Source organism: Marinibaculum pumilum, assembly GCF_042646425.1.
In the GTDB taxonomy this organism is placed as follows: domain Bacteria; phylum Pseudomonadota; class Alphaproteobacteria; order Ferrovibrionales; family Ferrovibrionaceae; genus Marinibaculum; species Marinibaculum pumilum.
This window is the reverse complement of record NZ_JBHRTR010000023.1, coordinates 205,590-226,897: the sequence shown is the minus strand read 5'-3', so window position 1 is coordinate 226,897 and position 21,308 is coordinate 205,590. Positions and strand designations below refer to the sequence as shown.

The window sequence follows — 21,308 nt, the reverse complement described above, 5'->3', positions numbered from 1 at the left end:
GCCTCCTCATCCAGCAGATAGGGTGAATCACAGTTCGCCCCTCAGGGGAATCCCCTATCGATTCTGCCTTCAATGGGAACGCCCTAGTCGGGCGCGTAGGGATTGCGTCCCTTTCGGGTCATCAGCCGCAGGGGAATGCCGGTCAGGTCGAACAGCTCGCGCAGGCCGTTCGCGAGATAGCGCAGATAGCTGTCGGGCAGCTCCTCCGGCTTGTTCACGAACAGCGCGAAGGTCGGCGGCCGTGCCTTCACCTGGGTCGCATAACGGATCCGCAGCCGGCGGCCGGAAACCGCGGGCGGCGGGTGCAGCTCCTGCGCTTCCGCCAGGAAGCGGTTCAGCTGGGCGGTCGGCAGCCGGCGGGTCCAGCGGGCGTATTGCTGCATCACCGCCGGCAGGAGGCGGTCGACATGCCGCCCGGTCAGGGCGGACAGGGTGACGATCGGGATGCCGCGCACCTGGGTCAGCGAGATCTCCAGCCGCTCCTCGATCTCCTTCAGCCGGCGCGCCCTGTCCTCGACCAGGTCCCACTTGTTGACCGCCAGGACCATCGCCCGCCCCTCTTCCGCCACATGCGCGGCGATGGTCAGGTCCTGACGGTCCAGACCGCGCTGGCCGTCGATCAGCAGCACGACGACCTGCGCCATCTTCACCGCGTCCAGGCTGTCGCGCACCGACAGGCGCTCCAGGTCCTCCTCGATCCGGGCCTTGCGGCGCATGCCGGCGGTATCCACCAGGCGGATCCACTGGCCCTCGAACGACCAGTCGATGGAGATCGCGTCGCGGGTCAGGCCCGGCTCCGGTCCGGTCAGCAGCCGCTCGTCCCCCAGCAGGCGGTTCACCAGGGTCGACTTGCCCGCATTCGGGCGGCCGACCACGGCCAGTTGCAGGGGGCCGGCGGGCGCGTCCTCGTCGTCGTCGCCTTCGCTGCCCTCTTCCGAGAAGCCGGGGTCCTGACCCTCATCGCCTGACGGAGCCGTGTCCGCGTCCGCCGGCGCATGCGCCAGCAATGCATCGAGAAGGTCGACCATCCCCTCGCCATGCTCCGCCGACAGGGCGACCGGCTCGCCGAGGCCGAGGGAATAGGCCTCCAGCACACCGGCCTCGCCGGCGCGGCCTTCCGCCTTGTTGGCCAGCAGGATCACTGGTTTCCGGGTGGCGCGCAGGGCCTGGCCGAAATGCCGGTCCAGCGGCGTCACCCCGGCGCGCGCGTCGATCAGGAACAGGACGACATCGGCATCCGCCACCGCCCGGTCGGTCTGCGCGCGCATCCGTGCCTCGGTGGAATCGCCCGCCGCCTCCTCCAGCCCGGCGGTGTCGAAGACGCGGAAGCTCAGATCGCCCAGGCTGGCGGTCGCCTCCTGCCGGTCGCGGGTCACCCCGGGGGTGTCGGCGACGATGGCGATCCGCCGGCCGGCCAGCCTGTTGAACAGGGTCGACTTGCCGACATTGGGGCGGCCGACGATGGCCGCGACGAGCAGGCGTTCGGGCGGGGTCATGGTCCTACCGATAGGCGAAGATCTCGCCGTCCGCGGTGGTGATGTAGAGGGTTTCCTCCGCGACGATCGGCGGCACCATGGCGCGGTCCGGCAGCTCCAGTTCTCCCAGAAGCTCCCCGGAATAGGGCGACAGGGTGACCGCCTGGCCGACGCTGGACAGCAGGATCAGCCGGTCGCCCGCCAGGACCGGGCCGTACCACACGACGACGCCGCGGTTCTGCTTCCGGTCCGGGTTGATATAGCGCTCCAGCTGCTGCACCCAGCGCACCCGTCCGTCGCTGCGGGTCAGGGCCACGACCTCGGAATCGAGGGTGACCAGGAAGATGAAGTCGCCGGCGACCCAGGGCATGTTCAGGCCGCCGAAGGTGGTTTCCCACAGCCGCGCCCCGGTGCGCTGGTCGATCGCCACCATGCGGCCGGCATGGCTCACCGCGAAGACCACGCCGCGGTCCATCACCGGCTCCCCGGTGATGTCGTTGATCTCCCCCACAGGGGAGATGCGGCCGGTGCGGATCAGGGTGTCGCCCCAGGCCACGACCCCGTTGCCCGCGCGCAGGGCGAAGATCTCGCCGGAGGAAAACGGCACCACCACCACGGACTCGGTCGCCGCCGGGGCGGCGGCGTTGACCAGGGCGGCGCCCTCGGCGATGCCGGTATGGCTCCATTCCTCGGTGCCGTCCGCGACGGACAGGGCGTGAAGGGTATTGTCGCCGGTGACCACATAGACCCGGCCGCCGAACACGGTCGGCGCGGGGCGCATCGGCAGGCCCAGATCGTTCACCCAGACCTGGCTGCCATCCGCGGGCGACAGCTTGTAGACCAGGCCATAGGCGGTGGTCGCATAGAGCCAGCCGTTCCAGTAGGCGATGCCGCCGCCGATGGCGCCCTCGTCCTCCTCCTCCGGCGCCAGGGCGACCCGCCACAGCCGGTCGCCGGTCTGCGTGTCGAACGCCGACAGGTTGGATTCGGCGTCGATGGCGTAGAGCCGGCCATCCGCCACCACCGGCGGCGCGAAGATCCGCTGGCCATCGGAGGCGCCGGCGCCGATATCGATCCGCCAGGCCTCGGCGATCTGCTCGCCCAGCGCCAGATGGTGCATCGCATGGCTGGGATAGCCGCCCACCTGCGGCCAGTCGGCATTGGCCCAGGGCGCCGGCAGGCGCACGTCCAGTTCCTCCAGGCGCGGATCCGCCTGCAGGGTACTGTCCAGCTGCATCACCGGGATGCGCTCGCCCGGCAGCGGCTTGTCCTCCTCGACGCCGTAGAGATCGGTCAGGTCGCAGGCGGCGGTGCTGGCAAGCATCGCGACAGCGCCGGTCACGACGGCAATCCTGCGCAGGATGGATGTCGACATCGTCCTTGCCCGCGGGATCAGTCGGTGGCGCTGGTGGTGCCGGTATCCCCCGCGGCAGGGTCGCCGCCGGCGGGTGCCGCTTCGGCGCCATCGCCATCCGCACCGCCCGTCTCGACACCGAGCGCCCGCAGTGCCTCATCGGCGCGCTGGCGGACGCCCGGCTGCGCGGAGGCCTCTTCCGTCAGGGCCTTGTAGGCGGAGATCGCGCCCTCACGGTCGCCCGACTGCAGCAGGGCTGCGGCCTCGATCTCTGTGGCCAGCGGCTGGTAAGGCGCGCCGCCGGTCAGCAGGGGCCCCAGGTCCTGGCGTACCCGGTCCGGGTCGGCGCCCGTCACGACGGCAAGAAGCGCGGCCCGCAGCCGCGCGACCGCCCGCAAGTCCGGCGCGACATCCGGATCGGCAACAAGCTGGCGATAGCTTTCCATCGCCGCGGCATCGAAGCCGCCATCCTCCAGCGCCGCAGCCCGCTGCAGCAGAGCCAGGGTGCGATAGCCGCCGGAGGCCTCGCCCGCCAGGACCGCCAGGTCATCGGCCGCCGCCGTGGCATCGCCGCCGCGGAACTTGCCGACGGCAGAGACGAAGGCCCGCGCATGGTCGTCGGCCTCGGCATTCCTCCATGCCTGCCAGCCGAACCAGCCGCCGACCGCCAGGGCCACGACAAGCGCGATGCCGATCGCCGCAGGGGCCAGACGCCGTGCCAGCTTCTGGAACTTCTCCTTGCGGACTTCCTCATCGATCTCGCGGAATAGCTCGCTCTCGGACAAGTCGCCCTCACAACTCGAAATCTCTGATTGCCACAGCCCGCGAAGCGGGGCGCCGGCGCCATGATGCCCGAACCGGCATCTCGGCCGATTCCGGCATCATGGCGCAGCACGATGCGGCGCGTGCCTGCTGGTACACTATATCTGCGGCAAGCGCTAATTGCCCGACCCAGATTTGAAACCTTTCCGAGGCTCCATCCGCATGGACACCACCCAGATCGCCACCCTGGCCGCCCTGGTCGGCGCCATCGTCCTGGTGGCCGGCGGCATCGGCTGGTCGCGCCTGCGCGGCTCGACCGCCGTCACCTACATCGCGATCTGGCTGGGCCTGGCGGTGCTGCTGGCGCTGCTCTACCGCATGTTCGGCTGAGGTGCCGGCATGGTCGTGATGCACGATACGGATGCGGCGACGCCGGCGGCCGCCGGGTTCCGCATGCCGGCCGAATGGACGCCGCATGACGGCTGCTGGATGCTCTGGCCGGAACGCCCCGACAACTGGCGTGCCGGCGCGGCACCCGGACGGCGGGCCTTTGCCGCCGTGGCCGCGGCGATCTCCGAAGGGGAGCCGGTGCGGGTCGGCGCGTCGGCGGCGGCCTATGCCTCGGCCCGCGCCAGCCTGCCGTCCCAGGTCGACGTGGTGGAGCTGACGGCCGACGATTCCTGGATGCGCGACACCGGTCCCACCTTCGTGCGGGACGAAGCCGGGCGCCTGGCCGGCATCGACTGGCGCTTCAATGCCTGGGGCGGCATGTACGCCGCGCATGAATTCGACGATGCCGTTGCCGCCAAGGTGCTGGAGGTGGAACGGGCCGAAGGCTGGCGCTGCCCGCTGGTGATGGAAGGCGGCGCCGTCCACACCGACGGCGAGGGCACCCTGCTGACCACCGAGAGCGTCCTGCTGGACCCGAACCGGAACCCGGGCATCGGCCGGGCCGCGGCCGAGCGGAGCCTGTGCGACCATCTGGGCGCAGCCCGGGTGATCTGGCTGCCGGAAGGCGTGCCGGAGGACGAGACGAACGGCCATGTCGACAATCTGTGCTGCTTCATCCGCCCGGCCGAGGTTCTGCTGACCTGGACCGACGACCCGGCGGACCCCCTGCATCCGGTCTGCCGCGCGGCAGAGGATATCCTGCGTCGGACGCCGGATGCCGCCGGCCGGACGATCGCGGTCCATCGGATCCCGCAGCCCGGACCGCTGTACAGGGAGGCCGCGGAGACGACGGACCTGGCGCCGGGGCCCGCCGGCGACCGGCCGATGGTGCGCCCGGCCGGCAGCCGCCTGGCAGCGTCCTACGTGAACTTCTATTTCGGCAATGGCCTGGTGGTGATGCCGCTCCTTGACCCGGGGCTGGATCCGGTGGCGCTGCGGGTCCTGCAGGACCTGTTGCCGCGGCATCGGATCGTCGGCCTGCCGTCCCGCGAGATCCTGCTGGGCGGCGGCAACATCCACTGCATCACCCAGCAGGTCCCCGCCCGCGGCCCGCACCCGTTCAGTTGACGCCCGTTCAGCTGACGGATGCGGCGGCGGCGACGCCGTCCAGGACCAGCCGCAGGCCTGCGCGGAACTGTGCCTCAGGGGTCGTCTGTGCGGCGGCGGCGGCGATCTCCCGCAGATGCGGGAACTGCGCCAAGTCCAGCGACATGGCGCTGGCGATCGCCGCGTCCGGGGCCCCCTTCTCCACCGCAATGCGCAGGTCCGCGGTCTGCACCTGCGCCTGGCCGACGATGAAGCCGTTGACTGCCCGGAACGCCGCCAGCAGGCCTTCCCCCCGCAATCCGCTGCCGGCCAGCGCCGCAAGCAGGGCCTCGCCGTGCGCCAGGGCCGGCCCGGAACTGAGCCGGACGGTCAGGATCAGGGGGATCGCGTTGGGATGGGCGCAGATCGCACGCCAAGCCGCCAGGGCCAGCACGGCCGCCCGCGCCCGCCATTCGGCGTCCTCCGCCGCCTCCCCGCCCGGCATGGCGTCATCGGCCGGCATGGGCCCGGCCTCGTCCAGCACCGCGGCGACCACAAGGGCATCGAGCGCGGCCCGGTCCGCGACATAGCCGTAGAGGGTCATCGTGCCGGTGCCCAGTTCCCGCGCCAGGCTGCGCATCGACAAAGCGTGGAGGCCGTCCCGGTCTACCAGGTCGAGGGCGGCCTGCTGGATCTGCCGTCGTTGAAGTTTCCTGCGTCCGGGCATCGGGCCCCCTTGAAAACGTACGATGTACGGATATTTAACTTTTACCGTACATCGTACGATATCAGCCATGAGGGAACCAGATGACTGACACCTTCACCGCCACAGACAGTCCGGACCTGGACAGTCCCGTCGCCGCAACTTTCCCGCAACGACATCGCAAGGGCACGGTGCTGCCGCCCTTGGCCCTCGTCGACATGCACGGGCGGGAAATCCGGATCCCGGCGCCGGGGCGGCTGGTCCACCTTCAGTTCCGTCGCTTCGCCGGATGTCCGATCTGCGACCTCCACCTGCGCAACTTCGCGAGGCGCCATGCGGAGATCGAAGCGGCCGGGCTGGTCGAGGTGGTGCTGTTCCATTCGTCAGCGCAGGCCCTGCTGCCCTATGCCGCCGCCCTGCCCTTCGCCGTGATCCCGGACCCGGACCGGCAGCTCTATGCCACGTTCGGGGTGACGGCCGGCGCCCGTTCCCTGGCGCGGTCCGGCGCCTGGCCCGCCCTGATGCGCGCCGTGGCCTGGGCAAGTGTCGCGCCCCTGCGCGGCCGGAAGCTGCCGCCGCTGCGCGCCGATGGCGGCCGCCTCGGTTTTCCGGCGGATGCCCTGGTCGCACCCGACGGCCGGATTCTGGAGCTGCGGCACGGCCGGCATGCCGACGACCAATGGGATGTCGATGCCCTGCTGGCGGTGGCGGCGCGCCACAGGCGTGCCGTCGCCTGACAGGTCAGGCGCGGGCCGCCTCGAAGCCGGTGAGAAAGGCGGCGAGGTTCTCGCCCAGGCTGGCGGAGACATAGCCGCCTTCCTGAACCGCCAGGACCGGGCAGGTGAGCGATCCGATCCGCCGCCCCAGGTCCTGGAAGCCGGCCGGCGTCACCGTCATGCCCTTCAGGGGATCGTCGCGGGACGCGTCCAGGCCCAGCGCGACGACGAGGATCTCCGGTGCGTAGGCGGCCATCCGTTCCAGTGCGCGGTCCAGCGCCGCCGCCACCTCCGCATCGCCGCTGCCCACCGGCAGCGGCAGGTTCATGTTGAAGCCGAGCCCCTCGCCCGTGCCGCGCTCCGCCTCATAGCCCCAGAAGAAGGGGTAATAGTCGGCCGGGTCGGCATGGATCGACAGGGTCAGGACATCGCGGCGGGCATAGAAAATGCCCTGCGTGCCGTTGCCGTGATGCACGTCGATGTCGAGGATCGCCACCCGCGCGGCGCTGCGGCGCAGGTACTGTGCGGCGATTGCCGAATTGTTGAGGTAGCAGAAGCCGCCCGCCATGTCGGCGAAGGCATGATGCCCCGGCGGCCGGCACAGGGCGTAGACCGCATCGGCGGCGCCCCCCAGCAGCCGGGCCGCGGCATCGACGGCGGTGTTGGCGCTGGCGCAGACGGCCTCCCAGGTGCCGGCAGCGATCGGGCAGGCGGTGTCGGCCATGTGGTAGCCGGCCTGGCCGACCGGCGAACGGGGATAGCCGCCGTCCCGCATCGGCGGATGGACATTGGGCAGGACCTCCGCGCCGGCATCCGGCAGCGCCTGCCAGCGGTCCGCGATCGTTGCCAGGAAACGGAGATAGTCCGGGCTGTGCACGGCGGCACGCGGCCCGGCGCCGTGCTCCTCCGGCGTGCTCACGGGATGACCGCCCGCTTGCAGTGCAGCAAGCAGGATGTCGACCCTTTCCGGCGTTTCCGGGTTGGCCTTCGGCTGACCGCGCACCAGGAAATGCTGCGGGTCGTGGCCCTTCTGCCGCGGGTCGTAGACGATCTGCATGATGGCAGCCTTCAGCGGTTGATGAGGGTGAGGATCTTCTCCTCCAGCTGTTCCGGGGGGAACGGCTTCGCAAGATAGGCGTCGACCTCGTAGTGCATCGCCTCGCGCACCGCCGGCACGGTCGCCAGCGCGGTGATCATCAGGAACGGCATCTGCGCATGGCTCTTGCGCACCCGCTTGAGCAGCTCCAGCCCGTTCAGGCGCGGCATCCGCCAGTCGGCGATGATCAGGTCGAGCACATTGTCCTCCTGCTCCACCATCTCCAGCGCCTCCTGGCCGTCGCGCGCCTCCATGATCTCGCCGACCGCCAGGTCCTCCAGGATCATGCGGACGAACTTCCGCGCGCCGGGTTCGTCGTCGACGCAGAGGACGCGCAGGTCCTGCGGCGACCGGCAGGTGATCCCCGCATCGCGCAACCGGCCGAGGACCTCGTTCAGCCCTGCGATCCGGGCATCCCTGTCGGTCTCGTCGCCCAGCACCGTGCGGAAGAACAGCGGCCGGCGGATGGTCCGCTGCAGGGTGCGATGCACGGCGCGCCGGGCCTCGCCCTCGGGGAAGGCCTCTTCCGCCAGCAGGTCGGCGGCCTGCAGCAGAAGGTCGATGTCGATGCGCTTCTCGGTGGAGATGCCGTCCAGGATCTGGCTGCGCTTCAGCAGGCTGAGCTGGAAGCCGTCGAACATCTTGGCGAGGCGCTCCCGCTCTGCCGGCGCAAAGGTGCTCTCCTGGGCGCGCCGGTGCAGCTGCCCGCAGATCCGGACCTGGCCGGCGATGGTCGGCGAAGCGCGCCGCAGGTCGGCCGACAGGTTCCGGTCGTTCAGCATGCGCCGCAGCCGGTCGTCGACCGGGCGCAGGTCGAACTCGCTGGTGACGGTCTGCAACTCGAACAGGGCGCAGAGGCTCTCGTACAGGTCCAGTCCGGCCAGCACGGAGGCGAGGATCGGCTCCTGCAGCAGCCAGGTCGCCCGTTGCCGCAATGCCTGCCGCAGGCGCTGCTCCTCGTCCCCGGCGGCGAGGCGCCGGATCCGCCGCCCGAGCTCCTGCATCCCCGCCAGTTCGTCGGAGAGCACTGCAAGGTCCGCGGCCTCCAGGTCCGTGCCGGCAAGCTGCCCCGGGCTGCCCAGCATCGAGATCGCCGTGCTGCGGGCGCCGCGCCGCGTCTGGCCCAGGCGCGGATAGGCCTCGCTGCGCACCACGGCGGCCAGGACCGGGACCGACCGCCCCAGTGCGTCGCCCCGGCCTTCCGCGGTGTCCAGCAGCGTGCCGATCTGCTGTGCCATCGACATCTCTGCCGGGAACAGTTCGCGGGCCATGGCGGGACGGGACAGCATGTCTCCCAGCAGGCGGTCGAGCGGTTCCACCGCGCCGGACGGCAGCGGCTGGCGCAGGCATGCCGCAAGTCCGGCAATCCGCTTGCCCGCGCCCCGGTCCTGCGGCGTCATCCGGACCAGCGCCGCGAGCAGCGCCAGCTGTCCGTCGCTGCTCTTCAGCGCGTCGCCGATCCGTCGGCAGGCCGTCGCCAGGGTCTTCGGCGTCACCTCCGGTATGTCCAGTCCCGAAAGGCGTCGCTCCAGACCCTGCCGCAATGCGATCATCAGCCCGACGGAATCTGGATAGCCGCTCGCCCCGTCCGCCCGCGACAGCACGGTCGCTGCGGCACCCGCTTCCGCACTATCGAGCAGTGCGGCGAACAGGTCCGGCTGAAGCAGAACTTCCAGGGCGGAGACGCCCTCTGCCTCGAAGAAGGCGGGACATGCCTCCGCCAGCGCGGTGGCGATGCGCGGCTCCAATACGCCGAGGACGAGGTCGGGTTCCCCCGGGCCGTCCCCCTGTTCCACTTTCCCGGATGCCACGACCTTCAGCCCTCGAACACGTCCCGCACGACAGCGGACAGCGCGGCACGGTCGACCGGCTTCGCCAGCACCCGCCCCGGTGCCAGTTCCTGCACATCCGGGCGCGCCGCGACAGGGCTGTAGCCCGTCATCAGGACGATCGGCAAGTCCGGCCGTTGACGTGCCAGCCGCCGGGCAAGCACGTCGCCGCCGCCATCCGGCAGGACGATGTCGCACAGCAGCATGTCCACCGTGTCGCCATTGCGGGCAAAGGCGGCCGTAGCAGTGGCGACGTCGCCGGCACTGATCACGGTCAGGCCCATGTCCTGCAACGCCATCCGCACGAACCGCAGGACGGCCGGGTCGTCCTCCACCAGGAGGACGGTGCCGGACAGGCTGCCGCCCTCCTCCAGCACGTCGGCGGCTGGCGCTTCCGGCTCCGGAATCGCCGTGATGGGCAGCAGCAGGGTGAAGGTCGCGCCCTCGCCCGGCGCGGACTCCATGTCCACCGATCCGCCCGCCCGGACCGCCGTCGCATAGACCATGGGCAGCCCCAGGCCGGTTCCCTGGCCCTGCGCCTTCGTGGTGTAGAACGGCTCGAAGATCCGGTCGGCGATGGCCTGGTCGATCCCGACCCCCTCGTCGGTGACGGAGATCGCCGCGTAGCTGTCATGCTCCAGGTCCGGATGCCGCAGCCGCAGCGGGTCGCCGGGCGGCAGGATGCGGGCGCCGATGCGCAGGGTGCCGCCGCCCGGCATGGCATCGCGGCCGTTGATCGCCAGGTTGACGATGGCCTGCAGCAGGGCGCCCCGGTCGACCATCACCGGCATCGCCTCGTCCGGGATCTCGATCCGGGTGGCGACCGCCTCGCCCAGGACCGGGCGCAGGAAGGCATCCAGTTCGGCAAGCAGGCGGGCGATGTCGACATATTCCGACTGGTGATCGGTCTCCCGCCGCGCGAAGTCCAGCAGCTGCCGGGTCATCGCCGCCGCCCGTTCCGACGCGCTGACGATCTCCTGCAGGCAGTAGCGCAGGCGGTCCTGGTCGCCCGGGGTGCGCAGGCCCATCTGCGCGAAGCCGCCCATCGCGGTCAGCAGGTTGTTGAACTCGTGCGCGACGCCGCCGGCCAGCTGGCCGATCGCATCCATCTTCTGCGCATGCTGCAGGGCACGCTCGGCATCCTGCCGGGCGGTGACGTCGTTCATCGCGATGCGCAGGGCGTCGCGGCCTTCGAAGCGGGTGCGGCTGACGCCGATCTCGACATGGCGCTGGCGGCCGCGCAGCGGCTGCAGGTCGACCGCCGCTACCGCGCCGTCGCGCTGTTCGTCGGCATGGCCCGACAGCAGGTCGTAGAGCAGCGGGTCGCCGCCGGGCAGGACATAGTCCTGGAAGGCGCGGCCCAGCACCTCGTCGGCCCGGTCCGCGCCCATGATCTCCAGCGCCTTCGGGTTGGCATAACGCAGCACTGAATCCTGCGCGATGGCGATGCCGAACGGCGACTGCTCGACCAGGTCGCGGTAGCGCATCTCGCTTTCGTGCAGCGCCGTGATCTCGGTCAGCAGCTTCACGATCCCGCCGCCCGGGACCGCATGCTCGCTCAGCCGGTAGTAGCGGCCGTCCGACAGCCAGAGGTCGACCGGCCCGGCATTCTTCTCATGCCGGGACATCCGCTCGTCGATCCAGGCCTCCATGTCCAGCTCCGCGCGCACATGGCCGCCGCGGATCGCCGCCTGGCGCAGGATCTCGCGGAACGGTGCGCCGGGCACCAGCATGTCCGCGATCTGCGGATAGGCCTCGCGGTAGCGCCGGTTGCACAGGACCAGCCGGCCCTGCGCGTCGAACAGCACGAAGCCCTCGGACAGGCTGTCGAGCGCGGTGGGCAGCATCTCGTAGGACGGGTCGGCCGGCGTCGTGCCGGCCGGCGGGTCGGTCGGCTGGGTCTCTGTCATCAGCTCCGCCGGTTTGGAAGGATCGGTCCGTATCGCCTCCGGGTGACCCGCAGCAGTTCCCGGTTATCGGCCTACGATGCCCGATCCCGGACTGCCATGCTATAGGGCCGCCCGGAAGCGCCGCCCGGCGACCACTCGCCCTTTCCTTCCAATCGCATGAGGACAGCATATGACCCAGCAGGCAGGCGACAGTGGCGTCGGTACCGGCAGGCTTGCCGGCAAGGCAGGGATCGTCACCGGTGCGGCGAGCCGCGTCGGCGCGGGCATTGCGCATCGCCTGGTGGCCGACGGGGCCCGGCTCTGCCTTGCCGACATGGACGCCGCGCGCGGCGCGGCCATGGCGGCGGAACTTGGCGATGCCGCCTTCTTCATGCAGACCGACCTGCAGATCGACGGCAGCATCCAGCAATGCGTGCGCGAGGCCGTGGACCAGTTCGGAGGCCTGGACCTGCTGGTCAATGGCGCCTGCACCTATCGCGACGGCGGCATCGCGGCCGAGCGGGCGGACTGGCTGGTGGCCTGCAACATCAACCTGGTGGGCGCTGCGCTGACGATCCGGGCAGCCGCACCGGAAATGGCGGCGCGGGGCGGCGGCAGCATCGTCAATATCGCCAGCATTGCCGGCAAAGTGGCGATGGCCGGACGCTGGCTCTATCCGTCCACCAAGGCCGCCCTGCTGCAGCTGACCCGCTGTGCCGCAACCGACCTGGCCGCGGACCGGATCCGGGTGAACAGCGTCTCGCCGGGCTGGACCTGGTCGCACCTGATGGAAGACCTGTCCGGCGGCGACCGTGCTGTGATCGACGGCCTGGCGGCGGACTATCACCTGCAGGGCCGCACCTCGACTTCGGAAGAAGTGGCCGCCGTGGTGGCCTTCCTGTGCAGCGACGATGCCGCCTGCGTCACCGGCGCGGACTATGCCGCCGATGGCGGCTACAGCGCCCTGGGCCCGGAACGCGCCCTGCCCGCCATGCGCGATCAGTTGGTCGCCGCGGGCCGGATCGCGGAATGATCCGGGTCATTGCCGTGCATCGCCCGCCAGACCGACGGCGACAGGCCCATGCGCCGGCGGAAGGCAGTCGACAGGCGACCGGCATCCGGATAGCCGACATCGCCGGCCACGACCTTCAGCGCGACGCCTGAGGCGATCAGCATCTTGGCGCGGTCGATCCGCAGGTCCTCGACGAAGGCGGCCGGGCTGCGTCCCGTCGCGGCGGCGAAACGCCGCTGGAAGGTCCGCAGGCTCTGCCCCGCCCGTTCCGCCAGCCGCTCCACGTTCAGGTCGGTCGCCAGGTTGGCCTCCGCCCAGTCGATCAGTTCGGCATAGGGCGTCGCCGCCGCGCACTGGCGCTTCAGCGCATCGGAGAACTGCGCCTGGCTGCCGGGCCGCCGCAGATAGACGACAAGGCGCCGGGCGATCGTCGCGGCAATGCGGGCGCCGAGATCGGCTTCCACCATGGCCAGGCTCATGTCGATGCCCGCGGTGATGCCGGCGGAGGTCCAGACCGGCCCGTCGGTGACATAGAGGGAGTCCGCATCGACGGCGACCTTGGGATAGCCGCGCGCCATCTCCTCCGTCACCCCCCAGTGGGTCGCCGCCCGCCGCCCGTCCAACAGCCCCCAGGCCGCCAGCGCGAAGGCACCGGAACAGACAGAACCCCAGCGCGGGGCCTGCGCTGCGGCCTGCAGGACCCAGTCCCGGGCGCCGCGGTCGGCGATCAGCGCCTGCATGCCGTCGCGATCATGCCCCGCCACCAGGCAGGTGTGGACGCCGGCCGGATCGACATCGGCCAGTGCGGCGGTCTGCAGGGTCACGCTGGAGATCGTCTCGACCGCACCGCCGGCGGGCGAGGCGAGGATCACCTGGTATGACGGCGGTGACCCGCCGCGTTCGGCCCGCCCGTCATTGGCGGCACTGAAGACGGCGGCCGGGCCGGTGGCGTCGAGGACCTGGGCGCCCCGCGCCGCAAGGAGGACGATCTGTCGGGTCATTGGCGCAAATCTATATGTCTTTGACATTCACGCCAAACCCGGTCGGAGCTATTCATGACCTCCAGCCAGAGGAGAGTTGCCATGACCGACCAGCCCTTCCGCATCGCCTTCCTGCTCTACCCCGGCGTCACGCAGCTCGACTTCACCGGCCCGGCGGAGACCCTGGCGCGGATGCCGGGTGCAGCGCTGTCCTTCGTCGCCGGCAGCGACGCGCCGATCGCCAGCGATTGCGGCCTGTCCGTGCTGCCGACCGCCACCTTCGACGACGACCGGGCCTTCGACATGATCTGCGTGCCGGGCGGGCCCGGCTGCACGGAGGCGATGGAGGATGCGGCGACGCTGGACTGGCTGCGCCGCCAGGCAACGGAGGCCAGCTATGTCACCAGCGTCTGCACCGGCTCCCTGGTGCTGGCGGCCGCCGGCCTGCTGCGCGGCTATCGCGCCGCCTGCCACTGGGCCTGGACCGACAAGCTCGCCCTGTTCGGCGCCACGCCGGTGCGCGAGCGGGTGGTGATCGACCGCAACCGGATCACCGCCGGCGGCGTCACGGCCGGCATCGACTTCGGTTTCCGGGTGATCGCGGAACGCTGCGGCCGCGACATCGCGGAGGCGATCCAGCTCGGCATCGAATATGCGCCGGAGCCGCTCTCCGGCGGCACGCCGGACAGCGCGCGGCCGGAGATCCGCGACCTCGTCACCGCTGCGATCAACCAGCGCCTGGCCGACCGGCATGCCGCGATCGACCGGATCGCGGCGCGCTTCGCCGCAGGCTGACCGCGGGTCCGCGCACCGCTCTGCACCGGTTCAGCCGACGCTGCGGCCGCGGCCTTCCCAGAACGCCTTGCGGATCTCCCGCTTCAGCACCTTGCCGACCGGGCTGCGCGGCAGGTCCTCCCAGAAGTCGATGCTCTTCGGGGTCTTCATGCCGCCCAGCTTCTCGCGGCACAGTTCCGCCAGTTCCTGCGCCGAAGCTTCCCGCCCGGGGGTCAGCAGCACGACGGCCTTCACCGCCTCGCCCCACTTCTCGTCGGGTACGCCGACCACGGCGCAGTCCTGGACGGCGGGATGCGCCATCAGCACGGACTCGATCTCGAACGGGAAGATGTTGAAGCCGCCGGAGACGATCATGTCCCGCTTGCGGTCCGTGATGTACCAGTAGCCGTCGCGGTCGCGATAGCCGATATCGCCGGTGTGCAGCCAGCCGAACTTCTTGATCTCGGCCGTCGCCTGCGGGTCGTCCAGATATTCCTTCATGATCGACGGCGCGCGCAGGACGATCTCGCCCACCTCGTCGGGGCCGAGGATCCGCCCCTCCTCGTCCATCACCTCCATCGCCTCGACCACCGGGGTCTGGCGACCGCAGGACAGCAGGCGGTGCCGCTTCGCCGGGTCGGCGACCGCCTCCGCCGTTTCCGCCGTCGACATGAAGGTCAGCGGAAAGCCTGCCTCGGTCTGGCCGAAGGCCTGGCAGATGACGGGACCCAGGCTGCCGATCGCCTCGACGATCTTTTCCGGCGCCAGGGGGGCGGCGGCGGAGATCAGGTATTCCAGGCTGGAGGTGTCGTAGTCCTTCAGCTTCGGATGGGCCAGCAGCATGTAGATCACCGTCGGCGGCAGGAACATGGTGGTCACCCGCCGTTCCTGGATCGTCTTCAGGATCGCTTCCAGGTCGACCTGGGCCATCATCACCGAGGTGCCGCCCATCGCCCATTGCGCCATCGCGATCATGCCGCCGGCATGGGTGATCGGCGCCACGGCGAGGTTCACCGGCGGCGCCTTCGGATGCAGGCAGACCGCCCAGCCCAGGTTCGACATGAACAGCCAGTGATTGTCGGACTGGGTCAGTTTCGGCTGGCCGGTGGTGCCGCCGGTCGCCCCCTGCAGGCCGAAGGCGTCGGCGGGGATCTCCCAGTCCGGGTTGCTGTCGGGCTGGCCATCGCACCACTGCGCCAGCGACGGACCGTTGGCGTCCTCCGCATCCAGGCAGACGGCATGGGCCAGGCTCTGCACCCCGGCCTTGAAGTGCGGGATCTGCTCCGACACCGAGGAATGGTAGAACAGCGCATCCACCCGGCCGCGGGAGAGGATGTCGACATTGCCCTCCAAGGTATTGCGCAGGTTCAGGTTGCACCAGGCCATGCCGGCCCGCAGGCAGCCGATCTGGACGATCATCGCCGGGCCGCAATTGGGGCTCAGCACCGCGAAACGGTTGCCGATGCCCAGCCCCTTGGCCCGCGCCGCATGCGCGATCCTGTTCGCCAGCAGCCGCGCGGCATCGTAGGTGAAATTCCCGCCCTCGCCGGCAAAGGCCAGGCGCTCGGGATAGTGCCGTGCGCCGAGATAGAAGCTGTCCGTGACGTGCATGCTTTTCCCCCTCCGTCGACCCTTGTCCTGCCGGTCCGTCGAACCTCATAACAAGTCCGCCGGGCCGGCGCCACGGCGCCGCTGCCGCACCGCTACCGCCGGCGCGGCGGCGCCACGACGAGGTAGACCGCGGTGCCGATCAGCAGCAGTGCGCCGATGTCCGGCAGGCGCACCGTCTCGTTCAGCAGCAGGGCGCCCACGAGGAAGCCGAAGACGGGGGTGAGCTGGACGCCGACCGTAGATACCGCCACCGGGACCTGCGCCACCACGGTGAAATACATCCAGAACGACAGGATGCCGGTGAAGATCCCGACATAGCCGATCGCCAGCAGCGACGCGGTGCCCGGCAGTTGCCGGATGCCGGGATCGACGACCAGGGCGATCGCCAGCAGCGGCACCGCGCCGAACGCTTCCTGCCAGCCGACGATCGCGCTCATCGGCATCTGCAGGCGCGCCATCCGCACCAGCACGGTGCCGACGGCAAACAGCATCGACCCCAGGATCAGGTAGCCGAAGCCGAGCAGCCGGCCGTCCAGTGCCTGCGGGTCGGCGATGAAGAACAGCAGCACCCCGCCGACGCAGAGCAGCACCGCCAGCGCCCATTGCCAGCGCAGCCGCTCGCCGAACAGGGCGACAGCCAGGATCACCGCCCAGACCGGATAGAGATTGCCCAGCGCCGCCGCCCGCCCGGAACCGACCAGTTCGACTCCGAACATGATCAGGGCGCCGAAGCCGCAGAAATTGATCACGCCGCAGATCGCCAGCAGCATCCAGGCCCGCCGCCGGCCCTGCGGCCTGTCATCCGACGGCGGCAGCAGCGCGCCGCCGCGCGCCCAGGTCAGGCCCAGCAGGCCGGCCGCGCCCACCACGTTCACCAGGCCGCGGAAGGCGAAGGGGGAAAGCTCGGTCAGGCCGATCTTCATCGCCGGCCAGTTCGCGCCCCACAGGGCGCTCACAGCCAGCAGCATCAGGACCGAGTTGAGCGGCACCCGGTCTGTCGCGGGGTTACCCACAGTGTGAGGTCATCGGGCGCTCAGACGCCCAGATACCTGGCCTGCAGGCCCTCGTCGGCGGCGAGTTCGGCGGAGGTGCCGGCCCAGACCACCCGCCCCTTCTCGATGATGGTGTGGCGGTCGGCGAGCTTCAGCAGGTCGGCGACGTTCTTGTCGACGACCAGGATCGACAGGCCCTCCGCCTTGATACGGGCCAGGCAGGACCAGATCTCCTGCCGGATCAGGGGGGCCAGGCCCTCCGTCGCCTCGTCCAGGATCAGCAGCCGCGGATTGGTCATCAGGGCGCGGCCGATGGCCAGCATCTGCTGCTCGCCGCCCGACAGCAGGGTGCCCATGGAGTTCCGCCGCGAATTCAGTTCGGGGAACATCTCGAACACCCGCTCCAGGGTCCAGGGCCGCCCGGCGCCATGCCGGTTGGCGGCAGTGGCCACCAGGTTCTCGGTCACCGACAGGTTGGGGAAAATCTGCCGCCCCTCCGGCACCAGGCCCAGCCCGGCCTTTGCGATCCGGTAGGACGGCCAGCCGGCGATCGCCGTCCCGTCGAATTCGACACTGCCCGCAGCCGGCCGGACGATCCCCATGACGGAATGGATCGTCGTCGTCTTGCCCATGCCGTTGCGGCCGAGCAGGGTCACGACCTCGCCGTCGTTCACGGCGAGGTCGATGCCGAACAGCGCCTGGCTGGCGCCGTAGAATGCCTCCAGCCCCTGCACCTTCAGCATGGCGCGCTCCCGGGCTGCCGCTTCGCCGGACGGATCATGCCGCCTCCTCGCCCAGATAGGCGCGGCGGACATGCTCGTCGTTGCGGATTTCGTCCGGCGTGCCGGAAGCGATGATCTTGCCGTAGACCAGGACGGAGATGCGATCCGCCAGGGCAAAGACGGCGTCCATGTCGTGCTCGATCAGGAAGATCGTCTTCTGGGCCTTCAGTTCCTGCAGGGTGGCGATCATCTCCGCCGATTCCTCCGGCCCCATGCCGGCCATCGGCTCGTCGAGCAGCAGCATTTCCGGCTCCGTCGCCAGCGCCATCGCGATCTCCAGCGCGCGGCGTTCGCCATGCGACAGGATGGCGGCCGGCCGGTCCGCGCGACCGCCCAGCCCGACCCGTTCCAGCGCCGCCATGGCGGGGTCGACCAGGCGGCGGTCGCGGCGTGCCGGCGCCCAGAAGCGGAAGGAATGGCCGGCGCGGGCCTGGACGGCCAGGGCGACATTGTCCAGCACCGACAGCTCCAGGAAGATCGAGGTGATCTGGAACGACCGCGCCATGCCCAGATGGCTGCGGCGATAGGCCGGCATCGCGGTGATATCGCGGCCGGCGAACAGGATCTGGCCGCCATCCGGCTTGAGATCCCCGGACAGCTGGGCGATCAGGGTCGTCTTGCCCGCCCCGTTGGGCCCGATCAGGGCATGTGTCTCGCCCCGGCGCACCTCGAGATTCACCCCGACGGTGACGGCGATACCGCCGAAGCTCTTCCGCAGGTCGCGGATCTGCAGCAGGTCGTCAGCCATCTTCGGGCAACCGCTTGCCGAGGACGGAGACGATGCCGCCCTTCAGGTAGAGGACGATCAGGATCAGGATCAGCCCGAAGATCAGCTGCCAGTAGATGGTGAAGCCGGACAGAACCTCCTCCAGTGCCAGGAAGGCGATCGCACCGGCGACCGGGCCAAGGATGGTCCCGGCACCGCCCAGGATGACCATGAAGATCAGTTCGCCGGAGCGCGACCAGGCCATCATCTCCGGGCTGATGAAGTTGGTGAAATTCCCCAGCAATGCGCCGGCAAAGGCGCAGATCGATGCGGAGATCACATAGGCGGTCAGCCGGTAGGCATAGGTGTTGTAGCCGACCGCCCGCATCCGCGGATCGTTGCCCTTGGAACCGCGCAGCACCATGCCGAAGCGTGAGTTCACGATGCGATGCACCAGGTACATCGACACCAGCAGGGTAACGAAGCAGACGATGTAGAGGTTGAAGTTGTCGTCGATGTCGAACAGGCCGGAGAATTCGGAGCGGTAGTAGATCAGCAGCCCGTCATCGCCGCCATAGGCCTCCAGGCTGACGAACAGGAAATAGACCATCTGCGCGAAAGCCAGGGTGATCATGATGAAATGCACCCCTTTCGTGCGCAGGCAGACCGCCCCGGTGACCAGCGCGAAAAGCGCTGCCACGCCGACCGCCAGCGGGAAGTGCAGCCAGCCGGAATTGAGGTCGTGGAAGGCCGGGATGCCGACGCAATAGGCGCCGATGCCGATATAGGCGGCATGGCCGAAGGAGATCATGCCGCCATAGCCCAGGATCAGGTTCAGGCTGACCGCGGCGATCGCCAGGCAGACCAGCCGGATCCCCATGTCCAGGTAGAACGGTTCGTCCAGGAAATAGGCCGCCGGCGGCGCGATCGCCAGGAACAGCAGCACCACCACCGTCGACCAGGTGCGGGTTCCCCAATGGCGCGGGTTCCAGCCTGTCGCCCCTGCCCGGCCCTCAGCCACCGAAGCACCTTCCGCTGCGTCCGTCATCTCAGCGGACCTTCGGCGGGAACAGACCCTGCGGCCGGAAGGCCAGGATCACCGCCATCAGGATGTAGATCAGCATGGCGGAGACGGCCGGCGCGGAGGTCTCCGCCGCCTCCGTCTCCATGCCCAGCTTGAACAGGTCGTCCAGGTAGGAGCGGCCCAGGGTGTCGATCAGGCCGACCAGGATCGCGGCGATGAAGGCGCCCTTCATCGAGCCGATGCCGCCGACGATGATCACCACGAAGGCGACGATGATGATCTCGTTGCCCATGCCGATGGAGGCCCCGGTGATCGGCGTGATCAGCATGCCGGCCAGGCCTGCCAGCGCCGCGCCCAGCGCGAAGACGGCGGCAAACAGAAGCTGGATGTTGATCCCCAGCGCGCTGACCATCGTGCGGTTGGAGGCGCCGGCGCGAATCAGCATGCCCAGCCGGGTATGGTTCACCAGGACATAGAGCAGGGCGGCAACCAGAAGGCCGCCGCCGATGATCATCAGCCGGTAGCTGGGCAGCACCACCTCCCCCACCGTGACCTGGCCGTTCAGCCAGTCCGGCAGAGGAATGGCGACCCCTTCCGGGCCCCAGATCATCTGCACCGCGGTGTCGAACACCAGGATCAGGCCGAAGGTGCCCAGGACATGGTCCAGATGGCTGCGCGGATAGAGCCGCCGCGCCACGATCATCTCGACCAGGAAGCCGACGATCGCGGTCAGCGGCACCGCCAGCACCAGGGCAAGGATGAAGCTGTCCGTCCAGAAGGTCAGGGTGGCGCAGAAATACGCGCCCACCATGTACAGCGCACCATGGGCCAGGTTGACGAAGTCCATGATGCCGAAGACCAGGGTCAGGCCGGAGGCCAGCAGGAACAGCAGCAGACCGAGCTGCAATCCGTTCAGGAACTGAATGAGGACGAGGGTCCAGTCCATCCGGCGCCCTTGGCAAGAGTGGAAGCGCGGGGCAGAGCCCCTCGAAAAGTCCGCCGAAAGGTCAGCGGAAACGCAGACGGCGCCCGGCCGGAACCGGGCGCCGCCGCAGGTTTAGCACGCGATCAGTTCATCTGGCAGGTTTTTGCGTAGACGTCCTGATGGTTCTGATAGGCGGTGTCGATGATCTTGGTGGTGTAGTTGCCGTCGGCATCCTTCACCACCTCGCGCAGGTAGAAGTTCTGGATCGGCATGTGGTTGTTGCCGTAGTTGAACTTGCCCCGGACCGACGGGAACTCCGCCTTCTCCATGGCGGCGCGCATGCCGTCGATATCGTCCAGATTGCCCTTCACCGCCTCGACCGCGCTCTTGATCAGGTAGATCGTGTCGTAGGACTGCGCGGCATAGTAGGACGGATAGCGGCCGTACTTCTTGCGGAAGTTCGACACGAACTGCTTGTTCTGCGGCGTGTCGAGATCGGCGCTCCAGAACATCGTCTCGCGCGCGCCGGTCACGTCCATGCCCGCCTTCTGGAACTGCGGCAGGGCGATCTCGTCCACCGTGAAGACGGAGTAGAGCGGCATCTCCGACTGCAGGCCCGCCTGCTGGTACTGCTGCACGAAGGCGGAGCCGGCCTTGCCCGGGTAGAAGACGAAGATCGCCTCGGCGCCCGAGGACTTCGCCTTCGCCAGTTCGGCGGAGAAGTCGAGCTGCGCGTCGGCGCCCCACTTGGTGAAGTCCTTGCCCTTGATCTCGCCCTTGAAGGTGCGCTCCACGCCCGCGACCATGTCCTTACCGGCCGCATAGTTCGGCGCCATGATGTAGATCGACTTGATGCCGATCTTGTTCAGCACCTCGCCCAGCGCCATCGGCGTCTGGTCGTTCTGCCAGGAGGTGGAGAAGAAGTTCTTGTGGCAGAACTTGCCGGCGAGCTGCGACGGGCCGGCATTGGAGCTGATCAGGAACTTGCCGCTGTCCAGCGCCGACTTCGACGAGGCGAGCAGCACGTGGCTCCAGATGAAGCCGGCGATGAAGTCGACATCGTCCTGCTTCACCAGCTTGTCGGTCTTCTGCTTGCCCACCTCGGGCTTGAAGCCGTCATCCTCGAAGATGACCTCGACCGGATGGCCGGCCATCTTGCCGCCGATATCCTCGACGGCCAGCTCGACGGCGTCCTTCATATC

At 69.4% G+C, this 21,308-nt stretch carries 20 protein-coding genes; 5 read left to right on the top strand and 15 right to left on the bottom strand.

Annotated features, from left to right (window positions below; translation table 11 throughout):
• Positions 1 to 83: 83 nt before the first annotated feature.
• Genes der through ACFOGJ_RS10125 form a run of 3 tightly spaced genes read right to left on the bottom strand, consistent with a single transcriptional unit; the run spans position 84 to position 3,614 of the window.
• Positions 84 to 1,496, bottom strand: a complete 1,413-nt coding sequence (gene der, locus ACFOGJ_RS10135) for a ribosome biogenesis GTPase Der (protein ID WP_379899874.1) — start codon at positions 1,494 to 1,496, stop codon at positions 84 to 86.
• A gap of 4 nt (positions 1,497 to 1,500) precedes the next feature.
• The gene (locus tag ACFOGJ_RS10130) at positions 1,501 to 2,850 is read right to left on the bottom strand and encodes a PQQ-like beta-propeller repeat protein (protein WP_379899872.1); all 1,350 of its coding nucleotides are present in this window, start codon (positions 2,848 to 2,850) and stop codon (positions 1,501 to 1,503) included.
• A 17-nt stretch (positions 2,851 to 2,867) separates the two neighbouring features.
• The gene (locus ACFOGJ_RS10125; protein WP_379899870.1) at positions 2,868 to 3,614 is read right to left on the bottom strand and encodes a tetratricopeptide repeat protein; all 747 of its coding nucleotides are present in this window, start codon (positions 3,612 to 3,614) and stop codon (positions 2,868 to 2,870) included.
• A 199-nt stretch (positions 3,615 to 3,813) separates the two neighbouring features.
• Here ACFOGJ_RS10125 and ACFOGJ_RS10120 point away from each other — a divergent pair, with 199 nt between their 5' ends.
• Together ACFOGJ_RS10120 and aguA are read left to right on the top strand one after the other, a co-directional pair.
• Complete coding sequence (locus ACFOGJ_RS10120; RefSeq protein WP_379899868.1) at positions 3,814 to 3,981, top strand: hypothetical protein; 168 nt, start codon at positions 3,814 to 3,816, stop codon at positions 3,979 to 3,981.
• Positions 3,982 to 3,999: 18 nt separating this feature from the next.
• Positions 4,000 to 5,109, top strand: coding sequence for an agmatine deiminase (aguA, locus tag ACFOGJ_RS10115; RefSeq protein ID WP_379899866.1), 1,110 nt, complete (start codon positions 4,000 to 4,002; stop codon positions 5,107 to 5,109).
• Between the two features lie 7 nt (positions 5,110 to 5,116).
• On the opposite strand, the gene ACFOGJ_RS10110 is transcribed toward aguA, so the two are convergent.
• Complete coding sequence (locus ACFOGJ_RS10110; RefSeq protein ID WP_379899864.1) at positions 5,117 to 5,794, bottom strand: TetR/AcrR family transcriptional regulator C-terminal domain-containing protein; 678 nt, start codon at positions 5,792 to 5,794, stop codon at positions 5,117 to 5,119.
• Positions 5,795 to 5,874: 80 nt separating this feature from the next.
• On the opposite strand from ACFOGJ_RS10110, the gene ACFOGJ_RS10105 reads away from it, so the two are divergent.
• A complete protein-coding gene (locus ACFOGJ_RS10105) occupies positions 5,875 to 6,507 on the top strand; it encodes a peroxiredoxin-like family protein (protein WP_379899862.1) in 633 nt (210 codons plus the stop codon).
• Between the two features lie 4 nt (positions 6,508 to 6,511).
• On the opposite strand, the gene ACFOGJ_RS10100 is transcribed toward ACFOGJ_RS10105, so the two are convergent.
• The 3 genes from ACFOGJ_RS10100 to ACFOGJ_RS10090 are packed head-to-tail and all read right to left on the bottom strand — an operon-like array spanning position 6,512 to position 11,321.
• The gene (locus ACFOGJ_RS10100; RefSeq protein WP_379899861.1) at positions 6,512 to 7,543 is read right to left on the bottom strand and encodes a histone deacetylase family protein; all 1,032 of its coding nucleotides are present in this window, start codon (positions 7,541 to 7,543) and stop codon (positions 6,512 to 6,514) included.
• 11 nt (positions 7,544 to 7,554) lie between these two features.
• Positions 7,555 to 9,393, bottom strand: coding sequence for a response regulator transcription factor (locus ACFOGJ_RS10095; RefSeq protein WP_379899859.1), 1,839 nt, complete (start codon positions 9,391 to 9,393; stop codon positions 7,555 to 7,557).
• Between the two features lie 5 nt (positions 9,394 to 9,398).
• Positions 9,399 to 11,321 (bottom strand): hybrid sensor histidine kinase/response regulator, encoded by a 1,923-nt coding sequence (locus ACFOGJ_RS10090; RefSeq protein WP_379899857.1) that lies wholly within the window; start codon positions 11,319 to 11,321, stop codon positions 9,399 to 9,401.
• Between the two features lie 169 nt (positions 11,322 to 11,490).
• Between ACFOGJ_RS10090 and ACFOGJ_RS10085 the strand changes: the two genes are divergently transcribed.
• Positions 11,491 to 12,333: an SDR family oxidoreductase gene (locus tag ACFOGJ_RS10085; protein WP_379899855.1), complete on the top strand. Its 843-nt coding sequence runs from the start codon at positions 11,491 to 11,493 to the stop codon at positions 12,331 to 12,333.
• Here the strand turns inward: ACFOGJ_RS10085 and ACFOGJ_RS10080 are convergent.
• Positions 12,300 to 13,313: a GlxA family transcriptional regulator gene (locus ACFOGJ_RS10080; RefSeq protein ID WP_379899853.1), complete on the bottom strand. Its 1,014-nt coding sequence runs from the start codon at positions 13,311 to 13,313 to the stop codon at positions 12,300 to 12,302. The genes ACFOGJ_RS10085 and ACFOGJ_RS10080 overlap by 34 nt on opposite strands.
• An 81-nt stretch (positions 13,314 to 13,394) precedes the next feature.
• Between ACFOGJ_RS10080 and ACFOGJ_RS10075 the strand changes: the two genes are divergently transcribed.
• Positions 13,395 to 14,087, top strand: a complete 693-nt coding sequence (locus tag ACFOGJ_RS10075; protein ID WP_379899851.1) for a DJ-1/PfpI family protein — start codon at positions 13,395 to 13,397, stop codon at positions 14,085 to 14,087.
• Between the two features lie 30 nt (positions 14,088 to 14,117).
• On the opposite strand, the gene ACFOGJ_RS10070 is transcribed toward ACFOGJ_RS10075, so the two are convergent.
• The 7 genes from ACFOGJ_RS10070 to ACFOGJ_RS10040 all read right to left on the bottom strand — a co-directional run.
• On the bottom strand, positions 14,118 to 15,677 hold the full coding sequence (locus ACFOGJ_RS10070) for a class I adenylate-forming enzyme family protein (protein WP_379899849.1): 1,560 nt from the start codon (positions 15,675 to 15,677) through the stop codon (positions 14,118 to 14,120).
• A 92-nt stretch (positions 15,678 to 15,769) separates the two neighbouring features.
• Positions 15,770 to 16,666, bottom strand: coding sequence for a DMT family transporter (locus tag ACFOGJ_RS10065; protein WP_379899847.1), 897 nt, complete (start codon positions 16,664 to 16,666; stop codon positions 15,770 to 15,772).
• Between the two features lie 44 nt (positions 16,667 to 16,710).
• Positions 16,711 to 17,412, bottom strand: coding sequence for an ABC transporter ATP-binding protein (locus ACFOGJ_RS10060; protein ID WP_379899845.1), 702 nt, complete (start codon positions 17,410 to 17,412; stop codon positions 16,711 to 16,713).
• A gap of 34 nt (positions 17,413 to 17,446) precedes the next feature.
• On the bottom strand, positions 17,447 to 18,199 hold the full coding sequence (locus tag ACFOGJ_RS10055) for an ABC transporter ATP-binding protein (protein WP_379899843.1): 753 nt from the start codon (positions 18,197 to 18,199) through the stop codon (positions 17,447 to 17,449).
• A complete protein-coding gene (locus tag ACFOGJ_RS10050) occupies positions 18,192 to 19,205 on the bottom strand; it encodes a branched-chain amino acid ABC transporter permease (RefSeq protein WP_379899841.1) in 1,014 nt (337 codons plus the stop codon). Before ACFOGJ_RS10050 ends, ACFOGJ_RS10055 begins: the two co-directional genes overlap by 8 nt.
• A gap of 1 nt (position 19,206) precedes the next feature.
• The gene (locus tag ACFOGJ_RS10045; protein ID WP_379899839.1) at positions 19,207 to 20,127 is read right to left on the bottom strand and encodes a branched-chain amino acid ABC transporter permease; all 921 of its coding nucleotides are present in this window, start codon (positions 20,125 to 20,127) and stop codon (positions 19,207 to 19,209) included.
• A gap of 122 nt (positions 20,128 to 20,249) precedes the next feature.
• On the bottom strand, positions 20,250 to 21,308 hold a 1,059-nt coding region (locus tag ACFOGJ_RS10040), incomplete at its 5' end, for an ABC transporter substrate-binding protein (RefSeq protein WP_379899837.1).

What these genes read in the sequence shown, in the direction of transcription:
- ACFOGJ_RS10080 (WP_379899853.1), bottom strand. Translation starts at nt 13,313, where the DNA reads ATGACCCGACAGATCGTCCTCCTTGCGGCGCGGGGCGCCCAGGTCCTC.
- ACFOGJ_RS10070 (WP_379899849.1), bottom strand. Translation starts at nt 15,677, where the DNA reads ATGCACGTCACGGACAGCTTCTATCTCGGCGCACGGCACTATCCCGAG.
- ACFOGJ_RS10130 (WP_379899872.1), bottom strand. Translation starts at nt 2,850, where the DNA reads ATGTCGACATCCATCCTGCGCAGGATTGCCGTCGTGACCGGCGCTGTC.
- ACFOGJ_RS10055 (WP_379899843.1), bottom strand. Translation starts at nt 18,199, where the DNA reads ATGGCTGACGACCTGCTGCAGATCCGCGACCTGCGGAAGAGCTTCGGC.
- ACFOGJ_RS10100 (WP_379899861.1), bottom strand. Translation starts at nt 7,543, where the DNA reads ATGCAGATCGTCTACGACCCGCGGCAGAAGGGCCACGACCCGCAGCAT.
- ACFOGJ_RS10085 (WP_379899855.1), top strand. Translation starts at nt 11,491, where the DNA reads ATGACCCAGCAGGCAGGCGACAGTGGCGTCGGTACCGGCAGGCTTGCC.
- ACFOGJ_RS10075 (WP_379899851.1), top strand. Translation starts at nt 13,395, where the DNA reads ATGACCGACCAGCCCTTCCGCATCGCCTTCCTGCTCTACCCCGGCGTC.
- ACFOGJ_RS10120 (WP_379899868.1), top strand. Translation starts at nt 3,814, where the DNA reads ATGGACACCACCCAGATCGCCACCCTGGCCGCCCTGGTCGGCGCCATC.
- der (WP_379899874.1), bottom strand. Translation starts at nt 1,496, where the DNA reads ATGACCCCGCCCGAACGCCTGCTCGTCGCGGCCATCGTCGGCCGCCCC.
- ACFOGJ_RS10090 (WP_379899857.1), bottom strand. Translation starts at nt 11,321, where the DNA reads ATGACAGAGACCCAGCCGACCGACCCGCCGGCCGGCACGACGCCGGCC.
- ACFOGJ_RS10045 (WP_379899839.1), bottom strand. Translation starts at nt 20,127, where the DNA reads ATGGACTGGACCCTCGTCCTCATTCAGTTCCTGAACGGATTGCAGCTC.
- ACFOGJ_RS10105 (WP_379899862.1), top strand. Translation starts at nt 5,875, where the DNA reads ATGACTGACACCTTCACCGCCACAGACAGTCCGGACCTGGACAGTCCC.
- ACFOGJ_RS10060 (WP_379899845.1), bottom strand. Translation starts at nt 17,412, where the DNA reads ATGCTGAAGGTGCAGGGGCTGGAGGCATTCTACGGCGCCAGCCAGGCG.
- aguA (WP_379899866.1), top strand. Translation starts at nt 4,000, where the DNA reads ATGCACGATACGGATGCGGCGACGCCGGCGGCCGCCGGGTTCCGCATG.
- ACFOGJ_RS10050 (WP_379899841.1), bottom strand. Translation starts at nt 19,205, where the DNA reads ATGACGGACGCAGCGGAAGGTGCTTCGGTGGCTGAGGGCCGGGCAGGG.
- ACFOGJ_RS10110 (WP_379899864.1), bottom strand. Translation starts at nt 5,794, where the DNA reads ATGCCCGGACGCAGGAAACTTCAACGACGGCAGATCCAGCAGGCCGCC.